At 74.5% G+C, this 14,127-nt stretch carries 15 protein-coding genes; 1 reads left to right on the top strand and 14 read right to left on the bottom strand.

What is annotated here, in order from left to right; genetic code table 11:
- Positions 1-387: 387 nt before the first annotated feature.
- The 8 genes from dapB to ACI78Z_RS23990 all read right to left on the bottom strand — a co-directional run bounded on the left by dapB (position 388) and on the right by ACI78Z_RS23990 (position 8,690).
- Positions 388-1,194, bottom strand: a complete 807-nt coding sequence (gene dapB / locus ACI78Z_RS24025) for a 4-hydroxy-tetrahydrodipicolinate reductase (protein WP_457039056.1) — start codon at positions 1,192-1,194, stop codon at positions 388-390.
- A gap of 46 nt (positions 1,195-1,240) precedes the next feature.
- Positions 1,241-1,609, bottom strand: a complete 369-nt coding sequence (locus ACI78Z_RS24020) for a VanZ family protein (RefSeq protein ID WP_457039055.1) — start codon at positions 1,607-1,609, stop codon at positions 1,241-1,243.
- Entirely contained in the window at positions 1,609-2,985 is a 1,377-nt protein-coding gene (locus ACI78Z_RS24015; RefSeq protein WP_457039054.1) for a M16 family metallopeptidase, read from the bottom strand. The genes ACI78Z_RS24020 and ACI78Z_RS24015 overlap by 1 nt, the downstream gene beginning before the upstream one ends.
- A complete protein-coding gene (locus tag ACI78Z_RS24010; protein WP_457039053.1) occupies positions 2,982-5,261 on the bottom strand; it encodes a polyribonucleotide nucleotidyltransferase in 2,280 nt (759 codons plus the stop codon). The genes ACI78Z_RS24015 and ACI78Z_RS24010 overlap by 4 nt, the downstream gene beginning before the upstream one ends.
- 241 nt (positions 5,262-5,502) lie before the next feature.
- A complete protein-coding gene (gene rpsO / locus ACI78Z_RS24005) occupies positions 5,503-5,772 on the bottom strand; it encodes a 30S ribosomal protein S15 (RefSeq protein WP_072920360.1) in 270 nt (89 codons plus the stop codon).
- Between the two features lie 348 nt (positions 5,773-6,120).
- Positions 6,121-7,098: a bifunctional riboflavin kinase/FAD synthetase gene (locus ACI78Z_RS24000; protein WP_457039052.1), complete on the bottom strand. Its 978-nt coding sequence runs from the start codon at positions 7,096-7,098 to the stop codon at positions 6,121-6,123.
- Positions 7,099-7,116: 18 nt separating this feature from the next.
- Positions 7,117-8,256, bottom strand: a complete 1,140-nt coding sequence (locus ACI78Z_RS23995; RefSeq protein ID WP_457039051.1) for a branched-chain amino acid aminotransferase — start codon at positions 8,254-8,256, stop codon at positions 7,117-7,119.
- Positions 8,257-8,366: 110 nt separating this feature from the next.
- Entirely contained in the window at positions 8,367-8,690 is a 324-nt protein-coding gene (locus ACI78Z_RS23990; protein ID WP_457039050.1) for an antibiotic biosynthesis monooxygenase family protein, read from the bottom strand.
- 78 nt (positions 8,691-8,768) lie between these two features.
- On the opposite strand from ACI78Z_RS23990, the gene ACI78Z_RS23985 reads away from it, so the two are divergent.
- Positions 8,769-9,458 (top strand): HAD family hydrolase, encoded by a 690-nt coding sequence (locus ACI78Z_RS23985; RefSeq protein ID WP_457039049.1) that lies wholly within the window; start codon positions 8,769-8,771, stop codon positions 9,456-9,458.
- Positions 9,459-9,494: 36 nt separating this feature from the next.
- Here ACI78Z_RS23985 and truB read toward each other — a convergent pair whose 3' ends face one another.
- The 6 genes from truB to ACI78Z_RS23955 form a co-directional block, all read right to left on the bottom strand.
- Positions 9,495-10,409 carry a tRNA pseudouridine(55) synthase TruB gene (gene truB, locus ACI78Z_RS23980; RefSeq protein WP_457039048.1) on the bottom strand — a complete coding sequence of 305 codons (915 nt, stop codon included), beginning with the start codon at positions 10,407-10,409 and terminating at the stop codon, positions 9,495-9,497.
- Entirely contained in the window at positions 10,406-11,680 is a 1,275-nt protein-coding gene (locus tag ACI78Z_RS23975; protein WP_457039047.1) for an MATE family efflux transporter, read from the bottom strand. The genes truB and ACI78Z_RS23975 overlap by 4 nt, the downstream gene beginning before the upstream one ends.
- Before the next feature lie 113 nt (positions 11,681-11,793).
- Positions 11,794-12,792, bottom strand: a complete 999-nt coding sequence (locus ACI78Z_RS23970; protein WP_457039046.1) for a DHH family phosphoesterase — start codon at positions 12,790-12,792, stop codon at positions 11,794-11,796.
- Positions 12,793-12,794: 2 nt separating this feature from the next.
- Positions 12,795-13,037 (bottom strand): hypothetical protein, encoded by a 243-nt coding sequence (locus tag ACI78Z_RS23965; protein ID WP_457039045.1) that lies wholly within the window; start codon positions 13,035-13,037, stop codon positions 12,795-12,797.
- The gene (rbfA, locus tag ACI78Z_RS23960) at positions 13,037-13,555 is read right to left on the bottom strand and encodes a 30S ribosome-binding factor RbfA (protein WP_457039044.1); all 519 of its coding nucleotides are present in this window, start codon (positions 13,553-13,555) and stop codon (positions 13,037-13,039) included. Before rbfA ends, ACI78Z_RS23965 begins: the two co-directional genes overlap by 1 nt.
- Positions 13,556-13,672: 117 nt before the next feature.
- Complete coding sequence (locus tag ACI78Z_RS23955; RefSeq protein ID WP_457039043.1) at positions 13,673-13,966, bottom strand: DUF503 domain-containing protein; 294 nt, start codon at positions 13,964-13,966, stop codon at positions 13,673-13,675.
- Positions 13,967-14,127: the final 161 nt, after the last annotated feature.

Genomic DNA, 14,127 nt, shown 5'->3' with positions numbered 1-14,127 from the left:
TGACACTCGCGACATCCATCAACCCAAAGAAACCCACAAAGGGGTCTGTTACTTGGCACTGACTTTCGGCACGCTGTTGAGTTCTCAAGGAGCGGACGCACAGCGACTCGACCCTCTCGGGCTTCGTCTCTGGCGGCTTGTCCCACTGTACGCCGTCTTCGGAATCCTGCACCCGGGGGGTGCTCCTCCGCGGCCCTCCCGGGCCCGTCCGGCGCGTAGAGAACCATACACGACGTCCGGGCGGGGCGCGCAAGTCGGTGGAGGGCGTCCCCCGTCACACCCGGCCCCGCCCCGGGGGCCCGCCCTGAGCCGCGGGGGCGGAGAGGGCGGACGGCCCCGTGGCAGCGCCCGCCGCGAGCCTGTGAGGCAGGGGCAGCGGGGCCTCCGTCAGAGGCCCAGGAAGGACTCGATCCCCACCGTCAGACCGGGACGCCGGCTGATCTCCCGGACGGCCAGGAGGACGCCCGGCATGAACGACGCCCGGTCGTAGGAGTCGTGCCGGAGGGTCAGGGTCTCCCCCGCGGCCCCCATGAGCACCTCCTGGTGCGCGACCAGACCGGTCAGCCGGACCGCGTGCACGGACACCCCCTCGACGTCGGCGCCCCGGGCACCGGGGAGGGCGTCGGTGGTGGCGTCGGGCGAGCGCGGGAGCCCGGCCGCCCGGCGGGCGGCAGCGACGAGGCGAGCCGTCCGCACCGCCGTGCCCGAGGGCGCGTCGACCTTGTTGGGGTGGTGCAGCTCGACGATCTCCGTGGACGGGAAGAAGCGCGCCGCCTCCTGGGCGAACTTCATGAGCAGCACGGCGCCGATGCCGAAGTTCGGGGCGATGACCACGCCCACGTCGGGCTTGGGCTCGAGCCACTCCGCGACGGTGGCGAGCCGCTCCTCGTCGAACCCGGTCGTCCCGACCACGCAGTGGATGTTGTTGTCGATGCAGAAGCGGATGTTGTCCATCACGACGTCCGGCCGGGTGAAGTCGACGACGACCTGCGCGCCGGCGTTCGCGACGTCGAACAACCAGTCCCCCGCGTCGACCATCGCGACGAGCTCGAGGTCCTCGGCGGCGTTGACCGCCTTCACCACCTCGGTCCCCATCCGCCCGCGGGCACCCAGGACGCCCACGGGGAGGAGGTGGGCCTCGCCGGCGGGGGCGGTGAATCCGTGCTGGTCAGGGACGGCGGAGCTCGTGGTCACCCGGTCAGTCTCCCGGCACCGGCCCGCGATGCAAGACAGCCCCCGGTCAGGCGCGGGTGCGCCGTCCGGCCCAAGCCCATCCGAGCAGACCGGCGAGGACGCCCAACGCGTCGGCGGCCCAGTCGGCGACCGACGCCGACCGCTCCAGCGCCGAGACCCCCTGGACCACCTCGCTGACCGCGGCGTACACGAGCAGGAGGCCGGCGAGGGTGCCGGCCCGCACGCCGGCCCACCTGCCGCTCACCGCGAGGGCGGCGAAGAGCAGCAGGTGCACCAGCTTGTCCACCCCCGGCGGCGACGCGGGGACGTCGTCCGCGGGGGCGAACAGCACGGCGAGTGAGACCAGGACCACAACGGCGAACACGCCGCGCGAGAGGGCGCCGTGGACGGCGAGGACCGGGTTCCGGGGGGCCATCAGAGCCGGTCGAGCTCCGACTCGCGGTAGGGACCCACGACGGCCAGACAGGTGTCGCGGGTGAGCAGGTCGGCGGCGACCGCCCGGACCTGCCGCTCGTCCACGCCGTCCAGCCGGGCGAGCACCTCGCGCACCGGCAGGTACTCGCCGTAGGACAGCTCGCTCTTGCCCAGCCGGCTCATCCGGGAGCCGGTGTCCTCGAGCCCCAGGACCAGGCCGCCCTTGAGCTGCCCCTGCCCGCGGGCGACCTCCTCGGCGGTCAGTCCGTGGGCGGCGACGCGGGCGAGCTCCTCGCGGACCAACCGCAGCACCTCGGGCACCCGCTTGGGCGAGCAGCCCGCGTAGACCGAGAACGACCCGGTCCCCGCATAGTGCGACAGCGCCGACCCCACGCTGTAGACCAGTCCCCGCTTCTCCCGGATCTCCTGGAAAAGCCGCGAGCTCATGCCGCCGCCGACCGCGGTCTCCATGACCGCCGCCGCGTACCGCCGCTCGTCGAGCCGGCCCAGGCCCACCGAGCCCAGCAGCAGGTGCGTCTGCTCCGTTCGCCGCCGGATCAGGCCGGTCCGACGGGCGGGTGCGGTCGACACGCCCTCCTCACCCCGCCGCAGCGGGGCCGGACGCGCCGGCCCGGACAGCCGGTAGCCGAAGGCGGCGGTGACCAGGTCGAGCACCTGCTGGTGCTCCACCCGGCCGGCGGCGGTGACCACGATGGACGGCACGGTGTAGCGCCGGCGGTACCAGCCGTCGACGTCGTCCCGGGTCAGGCCCTCGATGGAGTCCACGGTGCCGAGCACCGACCGGCCCAGCGCGGTGTCGCCGAACAGGGTCTCGGCGAACAGGTCGTGCACGAGGTCGGAGGGCTCGTCGTCGCGCATGGCGATCTCCTCGAGCACCACCGTCCGCTCGCTCTCCAGGTCCGCGGCGGTGTTGAGCGCATCGGTGACCAGGTCGCCGAGCAGGGTGACCGCCAACGGCAGGTCGCTGGCGAGCACGTTGGCGTAGTAGCAGGTGTGCTCCTTGGCGGTGAAGGCGTTCATCTCACCGCCGACGGCGTCCATGGCCGTCGCGATCTCCAGCGCGCTGCGGCTGCCGGTCCCCTTGAACAGCAGGTGCTCGAGGAAGTGCGAGGCGCCGGCCACCGCGTCGGTCTCGTCCCGGGAGCCGACGCCGACCCAGATGCCGACGGTCGCCGACAGCACGCCGGGCATGGTCTCGGTCAGCACCCGCAGGCCACCGGGCAGCTCGGTGCGCTCGACGCGGCCGCCGACCTCGTCGACGTCGAGGACGACCGTCTCCCCCACACCGGCCGGGGCCGGGACGGGTGCGGTACCCGTCCCGGCCCCGGTCAGAGCCTGCTCCGTACCCGTGGTCATGCCTCCGCGGGCGCGGCGGTCTCGGCGTCGCCCGCCGGCGGCGTCTCGCCGGCGCCGTCACCCTCGGCCGCGACCGGGACGAGGCTGATCTTGCCGCGGGCGTCGATGTCGGTGATCTCGACCTGCAGCTTGTCGCCGACGTTGACGACGTCCTCGACCTTGCCGATGCGCTTGCCGCCGCCCAGCTTGCTGATGTGGACCAGGCCGTCCTTGCCCGGGAGCAGGGAGACGAAGGCGCCGAACGGCGTGGTCTTGACGACCGTGCCGAGGAAGCGCTCGCCGACCTTGGGCATCTGCGGGTTGGCGATGGCGTTGATCCGGTCCACCGCGGCCTGGGCCGAGGGTCCGTCGGAGGCGCCGACGTAGATCGTGCCGTCGTCCTCGATGGTGATGTCCGCGCCGGTCTCGTCCTGGATCGCGTTGATCATCTGGCCCTTGGGGCCGATGACCGCGCCGATCTTGTCGACCGGGATGCGCACCGTGGTGACCCGCGGGGCGTACGGGCTCATCTCGTCCGGGGCGTCGATGGCCTCGTTCATCACGTCGAGGATGTGCAGCCGGGCGGCGCGGGCCTGGGTCAGCGCCTGGGCCAGCACGTCGGACGGGATGCCGTCGAGCTTGGTGTCCAGCTGCAGCGCGGTGACGAAGTCACGCGTGCCGGCGACCTTGAAGTCCATGTCACCGAACGCGTCCTCGGCACCGAGGATGTCGGTCAGCGCGACGTACTCGGTCTTGCCGTCGACCTCGTCGGAGACCAGGCCCATGGCGATGCCGGCGACCGGCGCCTTCAGCGGCACACCGGCGTTGAGCAGCGCCAGGGTCGAGGCGCAGACCGACCCCATGGACGTCGAGCCGTTGGAGCCCAGCGCCTCGGACACCTGCCGGATCGCGTAGGGGAACTCCTCGCGGTCGGGCAGCACCGGCAGCAGCGCCCGCTCGGCCAGCGCGCCGTGGCCGATCTCGCGGCGCTTGGGCGAGCCCACGCGACCGGTCTCACCGGTGGAGTACGGCGGGAAGTTGTAGTTGTGCATGTAGCGCTTGCGGTTCACCGGCGACAGCGTGTCCAGCTGCTGCTCCATGCGGAGCATGTTCAGCGTGGTGACGCCCAGGATCTGGGTCTCGCCGCGCTCGAACAGCGCCGAGCCGTGCACCCGCGGGAGGACCTCGACCTCGGCCGAGAGCGGGCGGATGTCGGTGAGGCCACGGCCGTCGATGCGGACCTTGTCCCGCAGGATCCGCTGCCGGACGACCTTCTTGGTGACGGCGCGGAAGGCGGCGGAGACCTCCTTCTCGCGACCCTCGAACTGGCCCGCGAGCGCGGCGACGGTCTCGTCCTTCAGCGCGTCGGTGGCGTCGTTGCGCTCCTGCTTGCCGGCGATGGCCTGGACCTCGGCCAGCCGCGCGCCGGCCTGCGCCTCGACGGCGGCGTAGACGTCGTCCTGGTAGTCCAGGAAGCGCGGGAAGTCCGCGACCGGCTTGGCGGCCTTCTCGGCCAGGGCCGACTGCGCCTCGCACAGCGCCTTGATGAAGGGCTTGGCGGCCTCGAGCCCCTGGGCGACGACCTCCTCGGTCGGCGCGGTGGCGCCCCCGGCGACCAACTCGATCGTCTTCTCGGTGGCCTCGGCCTCGACCATCATGATTGCGACGTCGCCGTCCGAGAGGACGCGGCCGGCCACGACCATGTCGAAGACGGCGTCCTCGAGCTCGGCGTGGGTCGGGAAACCCACCCACTGGCCGTTGACCAGCGCGACGCGGGTGCCGCCGACCGGGCCGGAGAAGGGCAGGCCCGAGAGCTGGGTCGACGCCGACGCGCCGTTGATGGCCAGCACGTCGTAGAGGTGGTCGGGGTCCAGGGACAGGACGGTGATGACGACCTGGACCTCGTTGCGCAGGCCCTTGGCGAAGGTCGGGCGCAGCGGGCGGTCGATCAGCCGGCAGGTGAGGATCGCGTCCTCCGAGGGCCGGCCCTCACGGCGGAAGAACGAGCCGGGGATGCGCCCGGCGGCGTACATGCGCTCCTCGACGTCGACCGTCAGCGGGAAGAAGTCGAAGTGCTCCTTGGGCTGGCGGCCGGCCGTGGTGGCCGACAGCAGCATGGTGTCGCCCATGGTGACGACGACGGAGCCGGCGGCCTGCTTGGCCAGCCGGCCGGTCTCGAAGGTGACGCTGCGGCTGCCGAAGCTGCCGTTGTCGATGACCGCGGTGGCGGTGGTGACCCCGTCCTCGGGGTCGAACTCCGCGGCGGCGGTGCTGTGCTGGGTGGTGGGTGCGGACACGGTGTCCTCTTCCTACGTCGCATGCGGCGACGTCCTCTTGTGGCCTCGCGCCTGACTGCGCCGGGGTGACCGGTCTTCGATCGAAGCCCACGGGAGACGATCCCCCTCCTCCGGAGGGGCGTGCCCGGGGGCCACTACCGAGGACCGACCAGCGTCGGGCCTCCGGCGCGGGGCCTGGGTCCCGTGCGGCGGGTGCCGCACGAGAGAGGGGACCGTCCCGGCCGGGACGGTCCCCTCTGGCTCACCGGCGCAGGCCGAGCCGCTCGATGAGCGACCGGTACCGGTTGATGTCGGTCTTGGCCAGGTAGTTCAGCAGCCGGCGGCGACGACCGACCAGCAGGAGCAGCCCCCGCCGGCTGTGGTGGTCGTGCTTGTGCTGCTTGAGGTGCTCGGTCAGGTCGCTGATCCGGCGGGTCAGCATCGCGACCTGCACCTCGGGCGAGCCGGTGTCCTTCTCGACCGTCGCGTACTCGGTCATGATCTGCTGCTTCGTCGCGCTGTCGAGCGCCATGGATCGCCTCCGGGGCAGGTCACGTGTGGCCCCCGGTCTCTGTCACGAGGGCAGGCTGCACACAGGTCGGGTCGACCGACCACCCGTCAGGCTACCAGTGACCCTGTCGGCCTCCGCCCGACACCGCGGTGACGTGGTCGTCCTACCGGACGACGACCGCGGCCAGGTGCCGTGCCCCCGCGGCGCTGAGCCGCTGCCCGTGTCCCGGCCGGTACGAGGACCCCGCCCCCCCGCCCCTCGCAGGCTCGGGGCGGTGCCCGGGACGGGGCCGCCGGACCCCCGCGACCGGACCACCCCGGCCGGCTCCCGTCCCCGACTGCCGCGGCGCCGCCGCCTCCGCTGCTCGGGTCAGGACGACGAGGCGGGCGGGAGGTCGAGGACCTCGCGCGTCTCGGCGACGTCGCGGTCCATCGCCGCGATCAGGTCCTCGACGCCGGTGAACGCGGCCATCGGGCGCAGCCGCTGCACGAACTCCACGCCGACGTGCTCGCCGTAGAGGTCGCCGTCGAAGTCGAGCAGGTACGCCTCCACCGTGCGCCGGGTGCCCTGGAACGTGGGGTTCGTGCCGACCGAGATCGCCGCCGGTGAGGTGCTCACGCTGACCCCGGTGCGGGGATCGCGGATGACCAGACCACCGGCGTAGACGCCGTCGGCCGGGATGGCGGTGAACGGCGGGGACTCCACGTTCGCCGTCGGGTAGCCCAGTTCCCGGCCGCGCCGGTCACCGCGGACGACGACGCCCTCGATGCGGTGCGGCCGGCCCAGCGCCCGCGCCGCTGAGACCATGTCGCCGGCCGCGACGCACGCCCGCACGTAGGTCGACGAGATGGTGATCTCGCCGTCCGCCGAGGAGTCCCCGGCCAGCGGCACCGGCTCGACGGTGAAGCCGAACCGGCGCCCCTCGGCCGCCAGCGTGGTGACGTTGCCGGCCGCGCGGTGACCGTAGGTGAAGTTCTCCCCCACCACGACCGTGGCGGCGTGCAGGTGCTCGACGAGCACGGTGTGGGTGAACGTCTCGGGCGAGAGCCGCATGAACTCCGGCGTGAACGGCAGGACGCACATCTCGTCCACGCCGAGCTCGGCGACCAGCTCGGCCTTGCGGTCCAGCGAGGTGAGGATCGCCGGGTGCGACCCCGGCCGCACCACCTCGGAGGGGTGCGGGTCGAAGGTGAGCAGCAGGCACGGCCGCCCCAGCGCGCGGGCCCGCGCCACGGCGGTGCCGATCAGCTCCTGGTGTCCGCGGTGGACGCCGTCGTACATGCCGACGGTGACCACCGTGCGGCCCAGGTCCCCGGGGGTCGACTCCAGCCCCCGCCACCGGCGCACGTCGATGCGTCCGGTCGCTCAGGCGACCCGGTGCAGCCAGCCGTGGGTGTCGGGCACCCGGCCGTGCTGGATGTCGAGCAGGTGCCCGCGCAGCCGCATGGTCAGCGGCCCGGGCTCCCCGTCGCCGACGGTGAAGTCGCCGGTGCGCGCCTTGACCTCGCCGACCGGGGTGATGACCGCCGCGGTGCCGCAGGCGAAGGTCTCGGTGACCGTGCCGTCGGCCACGCCGGAGCGCCACTCCTCCACGCTGAACTTCCGCTCGGTGACCCGGTGCCCCATCTCGCGGGCGACGGTGATCAGCGAGTCGCGGGTGATGCCGGGCAGCAGCGTGCCGGTGAGCTCGGGCGTGACCAGCTCGGCGTCGTCCCCGGAGCCGAGGACGAAGAACAGGTTCATCCCGCCCATCTCCTCGACGTAGCGCTTCTCCACCGCGTCCAGCCAGACGACCTGGTCGCAGCCGGCGTCGATCGCCTGCTCCTGGGCCAGCAGGCTCGCCGCGTAGTTGCCGGCGCACTTGACGTCGCCGGTGCCACCCGGCGCGGCACGGATGTAGTCCTCCGACAGGTACACCGACACCGGGTGGACGCCGCGCGGGAAGTAGGCGCCGGCCGGGCTGGCGATCACCAGGAACAGGTACTCGTGCGCAGGGCGGACGCCGAGGAAGGGCTCGGTCGCCAGCTGGTAGGGGCGCAGGTAGAGCGTCTGGTCGGGGCCGGTGGGCACCCAGTGGCGATCGGCCTCGACGAGCGCGTCGACGGCCGCGAGGAAGGCCTCCTCCGGCACCGGCGGCATGGCCAGCCGCTTGGCGCCGCGGACGAAGCGGGCGGCGTTGGCCTCGGGCCGGAAGGTGGCCACGCTGCCGTCGGGCTGGGCGTAGGCCTTGAGCCCCTCGAAGATCGACTGCGCGTAGTGCAGCGCGGCGGTGGCCGGGTCGACCTGCAGCGGCGCGTAGGCGGTCAGCCGGGCGTCGTACCAGCCCTCGCCGGCGCGGTACCGCGCGACGAACATGGAGTCGGTGAAGTGCCGGCCGAAGCCGGGGTCGGCGAGCACGGCGTCGCGCTCCGCGGCGGGACGACGCCGCACGTCCTCCACGACCACCGGCACGCCCTCGGTGAAGACCCGGGGAGAGGTACGGCTGTCGGCGAGCGTGTCGGTCATGGCTCCCACCTGCGGCGTGCGCGGATCCGAGGGGCGGTCCGGCGACTGCCGGACCGCCCGTCCACCCTAGCTCCGCGACCGTCCGGCCCGGCGCCGACCGCGGCGGGCGGTCACGGCCGGTCGGGCGCCGCGCTCTCGATCACCTCGTAGGACCACAGGTGGGAGGAGTCGCTGGCGGCCGGCGCGAGCTCGGACCCACCGCCCTGGTGGGCACGCGCGAAGTCCTGCCCGGACTCCCACGCCCGGTAGGCGTCCTCGCTCTCCCACCGGGTGTAGACGAGGTACTGGTCGGTGCCCTCCAGCGGGCGCAGCAGCTCGAACCACTCGAAGCCCGGGGTGCTCTCCACGGCACCGGCGCGGCCCTTGAAGCGCTCCTCGAAGCGCTCCTGCTTGTCCTTCGGCACGGTGATCGCGTTGATCTTGACGACGCTCATGCACGCCCCCTTCCCGGCGGGGCGGCCGGTCAATCCCGCTGCCCTGCGGACCAGGGGGTGCCGGGCGAGGATGTCGCGATGACCTCCGCCGCCCCCGCGCCGCGACCCGGCGTCCTCCTCGACGTCGACGGCACGCTGCTGGACACCAACTACCTGCAGGTCCTCGCGTGGTGGCAGGCCTTCCGGGACACCGGCCACCCCGAGGTGTCGATGGCCGAGTGCCACCGCGCCATCGGCATCGCCAGCGAGGAGCTGGTCCCCCACCTGCTGGGGGACGGCGCGACCGACGTCGACGAGGTGGTCGAGGCGAAGAACCGGCGCTACGAGCCGCTGCGCGATCAGGTGACCGCCTTCCCCCGCGTCGACGAGCTCCTCGAGGGGTGCCGGGAGCGGGGCCTGGCCGTGGTGCTGGCCACCAGCGGCCAAGAGGCCGACCTGGAGTGGATGGTGCCGGCGATCGGCGGCGAGGACGTCGTCGACGGGGCCACCACGTCCGCCGACGTCGACTCGGCCAAGCCCGCGCCCGACCTGCTGCAGACCGCTGCCGCCGACCACGGGCTGGACACCGGCCGCACCGTCGCGGTCGGCGACACGGTCTGGGACGTGCGGGCGGCGCGGGACGCGGGGTTCCCCTGCATCGCGCTGACCTGCGGCGGCATCGCGCGCGCCGAACTGGAGGAGGCCGGCGCCGACGAGGTGTACGACGACCCGGCCGACCTGCTCGCGCACCTGGACGACTCGCTGATCGGGCGGGTCGCGCGCGGCTGAGGAAGGGCCCCCGTGCCCCCCCGCCGGGGTCCTTCCTCAGGCCGGCGGGAAGCCCACCGCGACCCGGGCGGTGGCGCCGGCGTCCTCGACCAGGGCGACCAGCCGGTCGGCCTCTACCGCGGCGTGGAGGCCGGGGGCGCCGGTCGGGGGGATGCGCTGCCCGTACCCGAGGGCGCGGGCCTCCTCCCCGGTCAGCGTGCGCACCGGGAAGACGGCACGCGCGGCGTCGGTCAGGCCGAGCACGCCGGCCCCACCGCCGGCGGCGAGGGACCGTCCGGCCTCCTCGACCGGCGCGGCGTCGGCCACGGAGAACGGACCGGAGGTGGTGCGGCGCAACGCGGTCAGGTGCCCGCCGACACCGAGTGCGGCGCCGGCGTCGCGGGCGATGGCCCGGATGTAGGTGCCGGCGGTGCAGGAGACGGTGACGTCGACGTCCACCAGGTCCGGCGCGGGGCGGGTGACGCGGTGGACGTCGAGCCGGTGGACGGTGACCGCCCGCGGTTCCAGCACGACCTCCTCGCCGGCGCGCACCCGGTCGTAGGAGCGGCGGCCGGCGACCTTCACCGCGCTCACCGAGGAGGGCACCTGCAGCAGCGGGCCGGTCTGCGCGGCCAGCGCGGCGGTGACGGCGGCGTCGTCCAGGTGCCCGGCCGGGGTGGTGGCGACGACCTCGCCCTCGCGGTCGTCGGTGACCGTGGTCTGGCCGAGGCGGATGGTTGCCTCGTAGGTCTTGTCGTGCCCCCCGACGTACCCGAGCAGCCGGGTCGCCGTCCCGACGCCGAGGACGAGCAGGCCGGTGGCCATCGGGTCGAGGGTGCCGGCGTGGCCCACCTTGCGGACCGACAGCACCCGCCGGGCACGGGCGACGACGTCGTGGGAGGTCAGGCCGCCGGCCTTGTCGACCAGCAGGAGGCCCGGGGGGACGTCGGCGTCGGGACGGCGTCTGCTCACGCCGTCACCGTCCCAGGTGGGGTCAGCCAGCGGTCCCCCGCCACCCGGACGAGCACCGCGACCAGCCGGAGCACGATGAACAGGGTGAGGCCGGTCCACACGCCGGCCAGCCCCCAGCCGAGCGGGACGGCGAGCAGCGACAGCGGCACGAAGCCGGCCAGCGCCGCCCCGATCGTCACCGTGCGCAGGTAGCCGACGTCACCGGCGCCCATCAGGACGCCGTCCAGGGCGAACACGACACCGGCCAGCGGCTGCATCGCGGCGAGGAACCACCACGCGACGGCGGCCTGCGCCAGCACGGCGGTGTCGTCGGTGAACAGCGGCAGCACCACCGGCCGCAGCGCCAGCAGCACCGCGGCGACCAGCACCCCGGTGCCCAGGCCCCAGAGGGTGACCCGGCGGGCGGTGCCGCGGGCGACGTCCGGGCGGGCCGCGCCGAGGGCCTGGCCGACGAGGGTCTGCGCCGCGATGGCGTAGGCGTCGAGCACCAGCGCGAGGAAGAAGAACAGCTGGACGGCGATCTGGTGCGCGCCGAGCTCGGCGGTGCCGGCGCGGGCCACCACGCCGGTGGCGACGAGGAAGGACACCTGGAGCACGGCCGCCCGCAGCAGCAGGTCGCGGCCGATGACCAGTTGCGCCCGGAGCGCGGCGAGGCGGGGCCGCCAGGGGACGTCCTCGCGCAGGACGGCGCGGACGAACAGCGTGGCGGTGAGCGCCTGCCCGGCCACGTTGGCCACCGCGGAGCCGACCAGGCCCAGGCCGGCCGGGTGCACCAGCAGCGGGCAGAGCACCAGGCTGGCCACGCTGCCGGCCAGCACGTAGCGCATCGGGCGGCGCAGCTCCTGCACCCCGCGCAGCCAGCCGTTGCCGGCGAGGGAGACCAGCAGGAGCGGCGCACCCAGGGAGGCCACCCGCAGCCAGCTCTCCCCCGCCGCGGCGACCGGGCCCGCGCCGCCGGCGAGCAGCCGGGTGAACGGGCCGGCGAGGGTCTGGAACAGCACGAGCACCGCCAGGCCGAGGGCCAGGGCCAGCCAGGTGGCTTGCACGCCCTCGGCGACCGCACCCGCCCGGTCGCCGGCGCCGGCGCGGCGGGCGGCGCGGGCGGTGGTGCCGTAGGCGAGGAAGTTCAGCAGCGCGGCGGCCCACGCCAGCAGCCCGCCGCCGACGGCGAGCCCGCCGAGGGCGACGGTGCCGAGGTTGCCGACGACCGCGGTGTCGACCAGCAGGTACAGCGGCTCCGCGGCCAGGACGACGAGCGCCGGTGCGGCCAACCCCAGGACGCCGGGAGCCCGCCGTCCCTCGGTGGCGGAATCGGCGATCTCGCTCGCCTGCGGGCCCTGAGCCGTGCGAGATCGGCGACCTCGCCGGGAAGGGGACGGTCCGGTCATCCCTCGCGGAGCAGGGACCGGATGCTCCGGATGGTCGTCGCGCGGTCGTCGTACGAGGTGAAGCCGGCCGCGGCGCGGTGGCCGCCGCCGCCGAGCGCCATGGCGACGCGGGCGAGGTCGGTGGCGCCGCGGGAGCGCAGCGACACCGACCACGAGCCGTCGTCCTGTCCCTTGAGGACGCAGGCGACGTCGGCCTCCTGGGTGGACCGGACGACGTCGACCAGCGCCTCCAGCTGCTCACCGGGCAGCCCGTGCTCGGCGGCCTCGGCGGTGCTCGACCAGGTCCACACCAGCCCGGCGCCCACTTCGGCCTCCAGCACGGCACGGCCGGCGACGACGGACAGCAGTCCCAGCCAGCCGAACGGCGCGGTGTCGAACAGCCGCTGGCTGATCGCGGCGTGGTCGATGCCGGTGGCCAGCAGCCGGGCGGCGAGGCCGTGGGTGTCGGGCCGGGTGTTGCCGAACCGGAAGGAGCCGGTGTCGGCGGCCAGGCCCGCGTAGAGGCAGGTGGCCAGCCGCTCGTCGAGGGCGACGCCGAGCCCGTCGAGCAGGTCGGCGACGAGGACGACGGTGGCCGCCGCGGACGGGTCGACGACCCGGACGTCGCCGAAGCCGGGGTTGCTCGCGTGGTGGTCGACGACCACGGAGGTGGCCGCGCCCGCCAGCAGGCCGGCCAGCTCGCCCAGCCGGCCCGGCGAGGCGGCGTCCAGGCTGACGAACACCTCCGGCGACGTCGGCACCGCAGAGGAGGGGACCAGCCCCTCGGCCCCGGGCAGCCAGGCCAGCGACGCCGGCAGGGTGAAGGGGGCCGGGAAGGTGGTCAGCACGCGGGCGCCGCGGCGCCGCAGGCCCTCGGCCAGGGCCAGCGTGCTGCCGAGCGCGTCGGCGTCGGGCTGCACGTGACCGGAGAGGACGACGGTGCCCCGGGCCGCGGCCGCCTCGGCGAGGACCGCGGCGGCCCGGGAGGTCAGGTCGGCGCTCCGCGGCACCGACACCGTCACGAGTCCGGGCCGGGGTCGGCGACCGGCGACGCGTTCTCCTCCTCGGTCACCAGACCGCCTCCGACCGGGTAGCCCTCCCCGTCGTCGGGCTCGTCGGAGGTGATGCTCGGCGCGTCGCCGATCTCGCCGCGCTTGCCACCCCGGGTCGGGTCGCCGGCGTCGGGCTCGGGGCGGCCGCCCAGCTCGTTGCGGCCCAGCCCCTCGTCGGGCAGGTTCGGGTCGGGGTCGTTCTCGCTCATCAGACGCTCCTGCTCCGGGTGGACGCCTCGGCACCGTCGTCGGCGGACCCGACGTCGGAGGTGTCGTCCTCGTCGTCCTCGTCGTCCTCGTCGGCGTCCTCCGCGGGACGGCGGTAGGGGTCGGCGTCACCGGCGTACGTCGCGCCGGCCCGGATGCGGGCCAGCTCGGCGTCGGCGTGCCGGACCCGCTCGAGCGCCTCGTCGAGCTCGCGGGCGGTGTCGGGCACGTGGTCGGCGACGAAGGTCAGCGTGGGCACGAACTTGATGCCCGTCTGCCTCCCGACGGTGGAGCGCAGCACGCCGGTCGCCGACGCGAGCGCCTTGGCCGAGTCCTCGACCGCGGTGTCGTCGCCGTAGACGGTGTAGAAGACGGTCGCCTCGCGCAGGTCGCTGGTCACCCGGGCGTCGGTGACGGTCACCATGCCGAGGCGCGGGTCCTTGACCTGTGTCTCGATCGCTGCGGAGACGATCTGGCGGATGCGCACCGCGAGCTTGCGGGCGCGGGCCGGGTCGGCCATCGGACCTCCTGGTGCTGGGTGCCGGCGCAGGAGCGCGGCGCGGGTGGAACGAGACGCGGGTGGCCTTCCTCCTGGGGCCCGCCGCGAGCTTGCGAGCGGTGGGGAGGAGGGAGGTCCTCAGTCCGTGTCGCTGAACAGCTGCCGGTGCGTCGAGAGCAGCGTCACCTCAGGCCGCTCGGCCAGCAACCGCTCGCAGGCGTCGAGGACGTCGCTCACCTGGCCGACGTCCCCGGCGACCGTGGCCACCCCCACCTGGACGCGGCGGTGCAGGTCCTGGTCGCCGACCTCGGCGGCGGCCACGGCGTAGCGGCGGCGCAACTCGGCCACGATCGGCCGGACGACGGCGCGCTTGCCCTTGAGCGAGTGCACGTCGCCGAGCAGCAGGTCGGCGTTCAGCGTTCCGGTGAACACCGACCCGACCCCCGTCCCAGTCCTGGCAGGGACCGCGCCGTGGGGGGGGGGGGGGGGGGGGGGGGGGGGGGGGGGGGGGGGGGGGGGGGGGGGGGGGGGGGGGGGGGGGGGGGGGGGGGGGGGGGGGGGGGGGGGGGGGGGGGGGGGTGGGGGGGGGGGTG

The organism is Geodermatophilus sp. SYSU D01176 (assembly GCF_054050015.1).
Note: the sequence above shows the minus strand (reverse complement) of the source record. Positions and strands in the feature narration are given on the sequence as shown.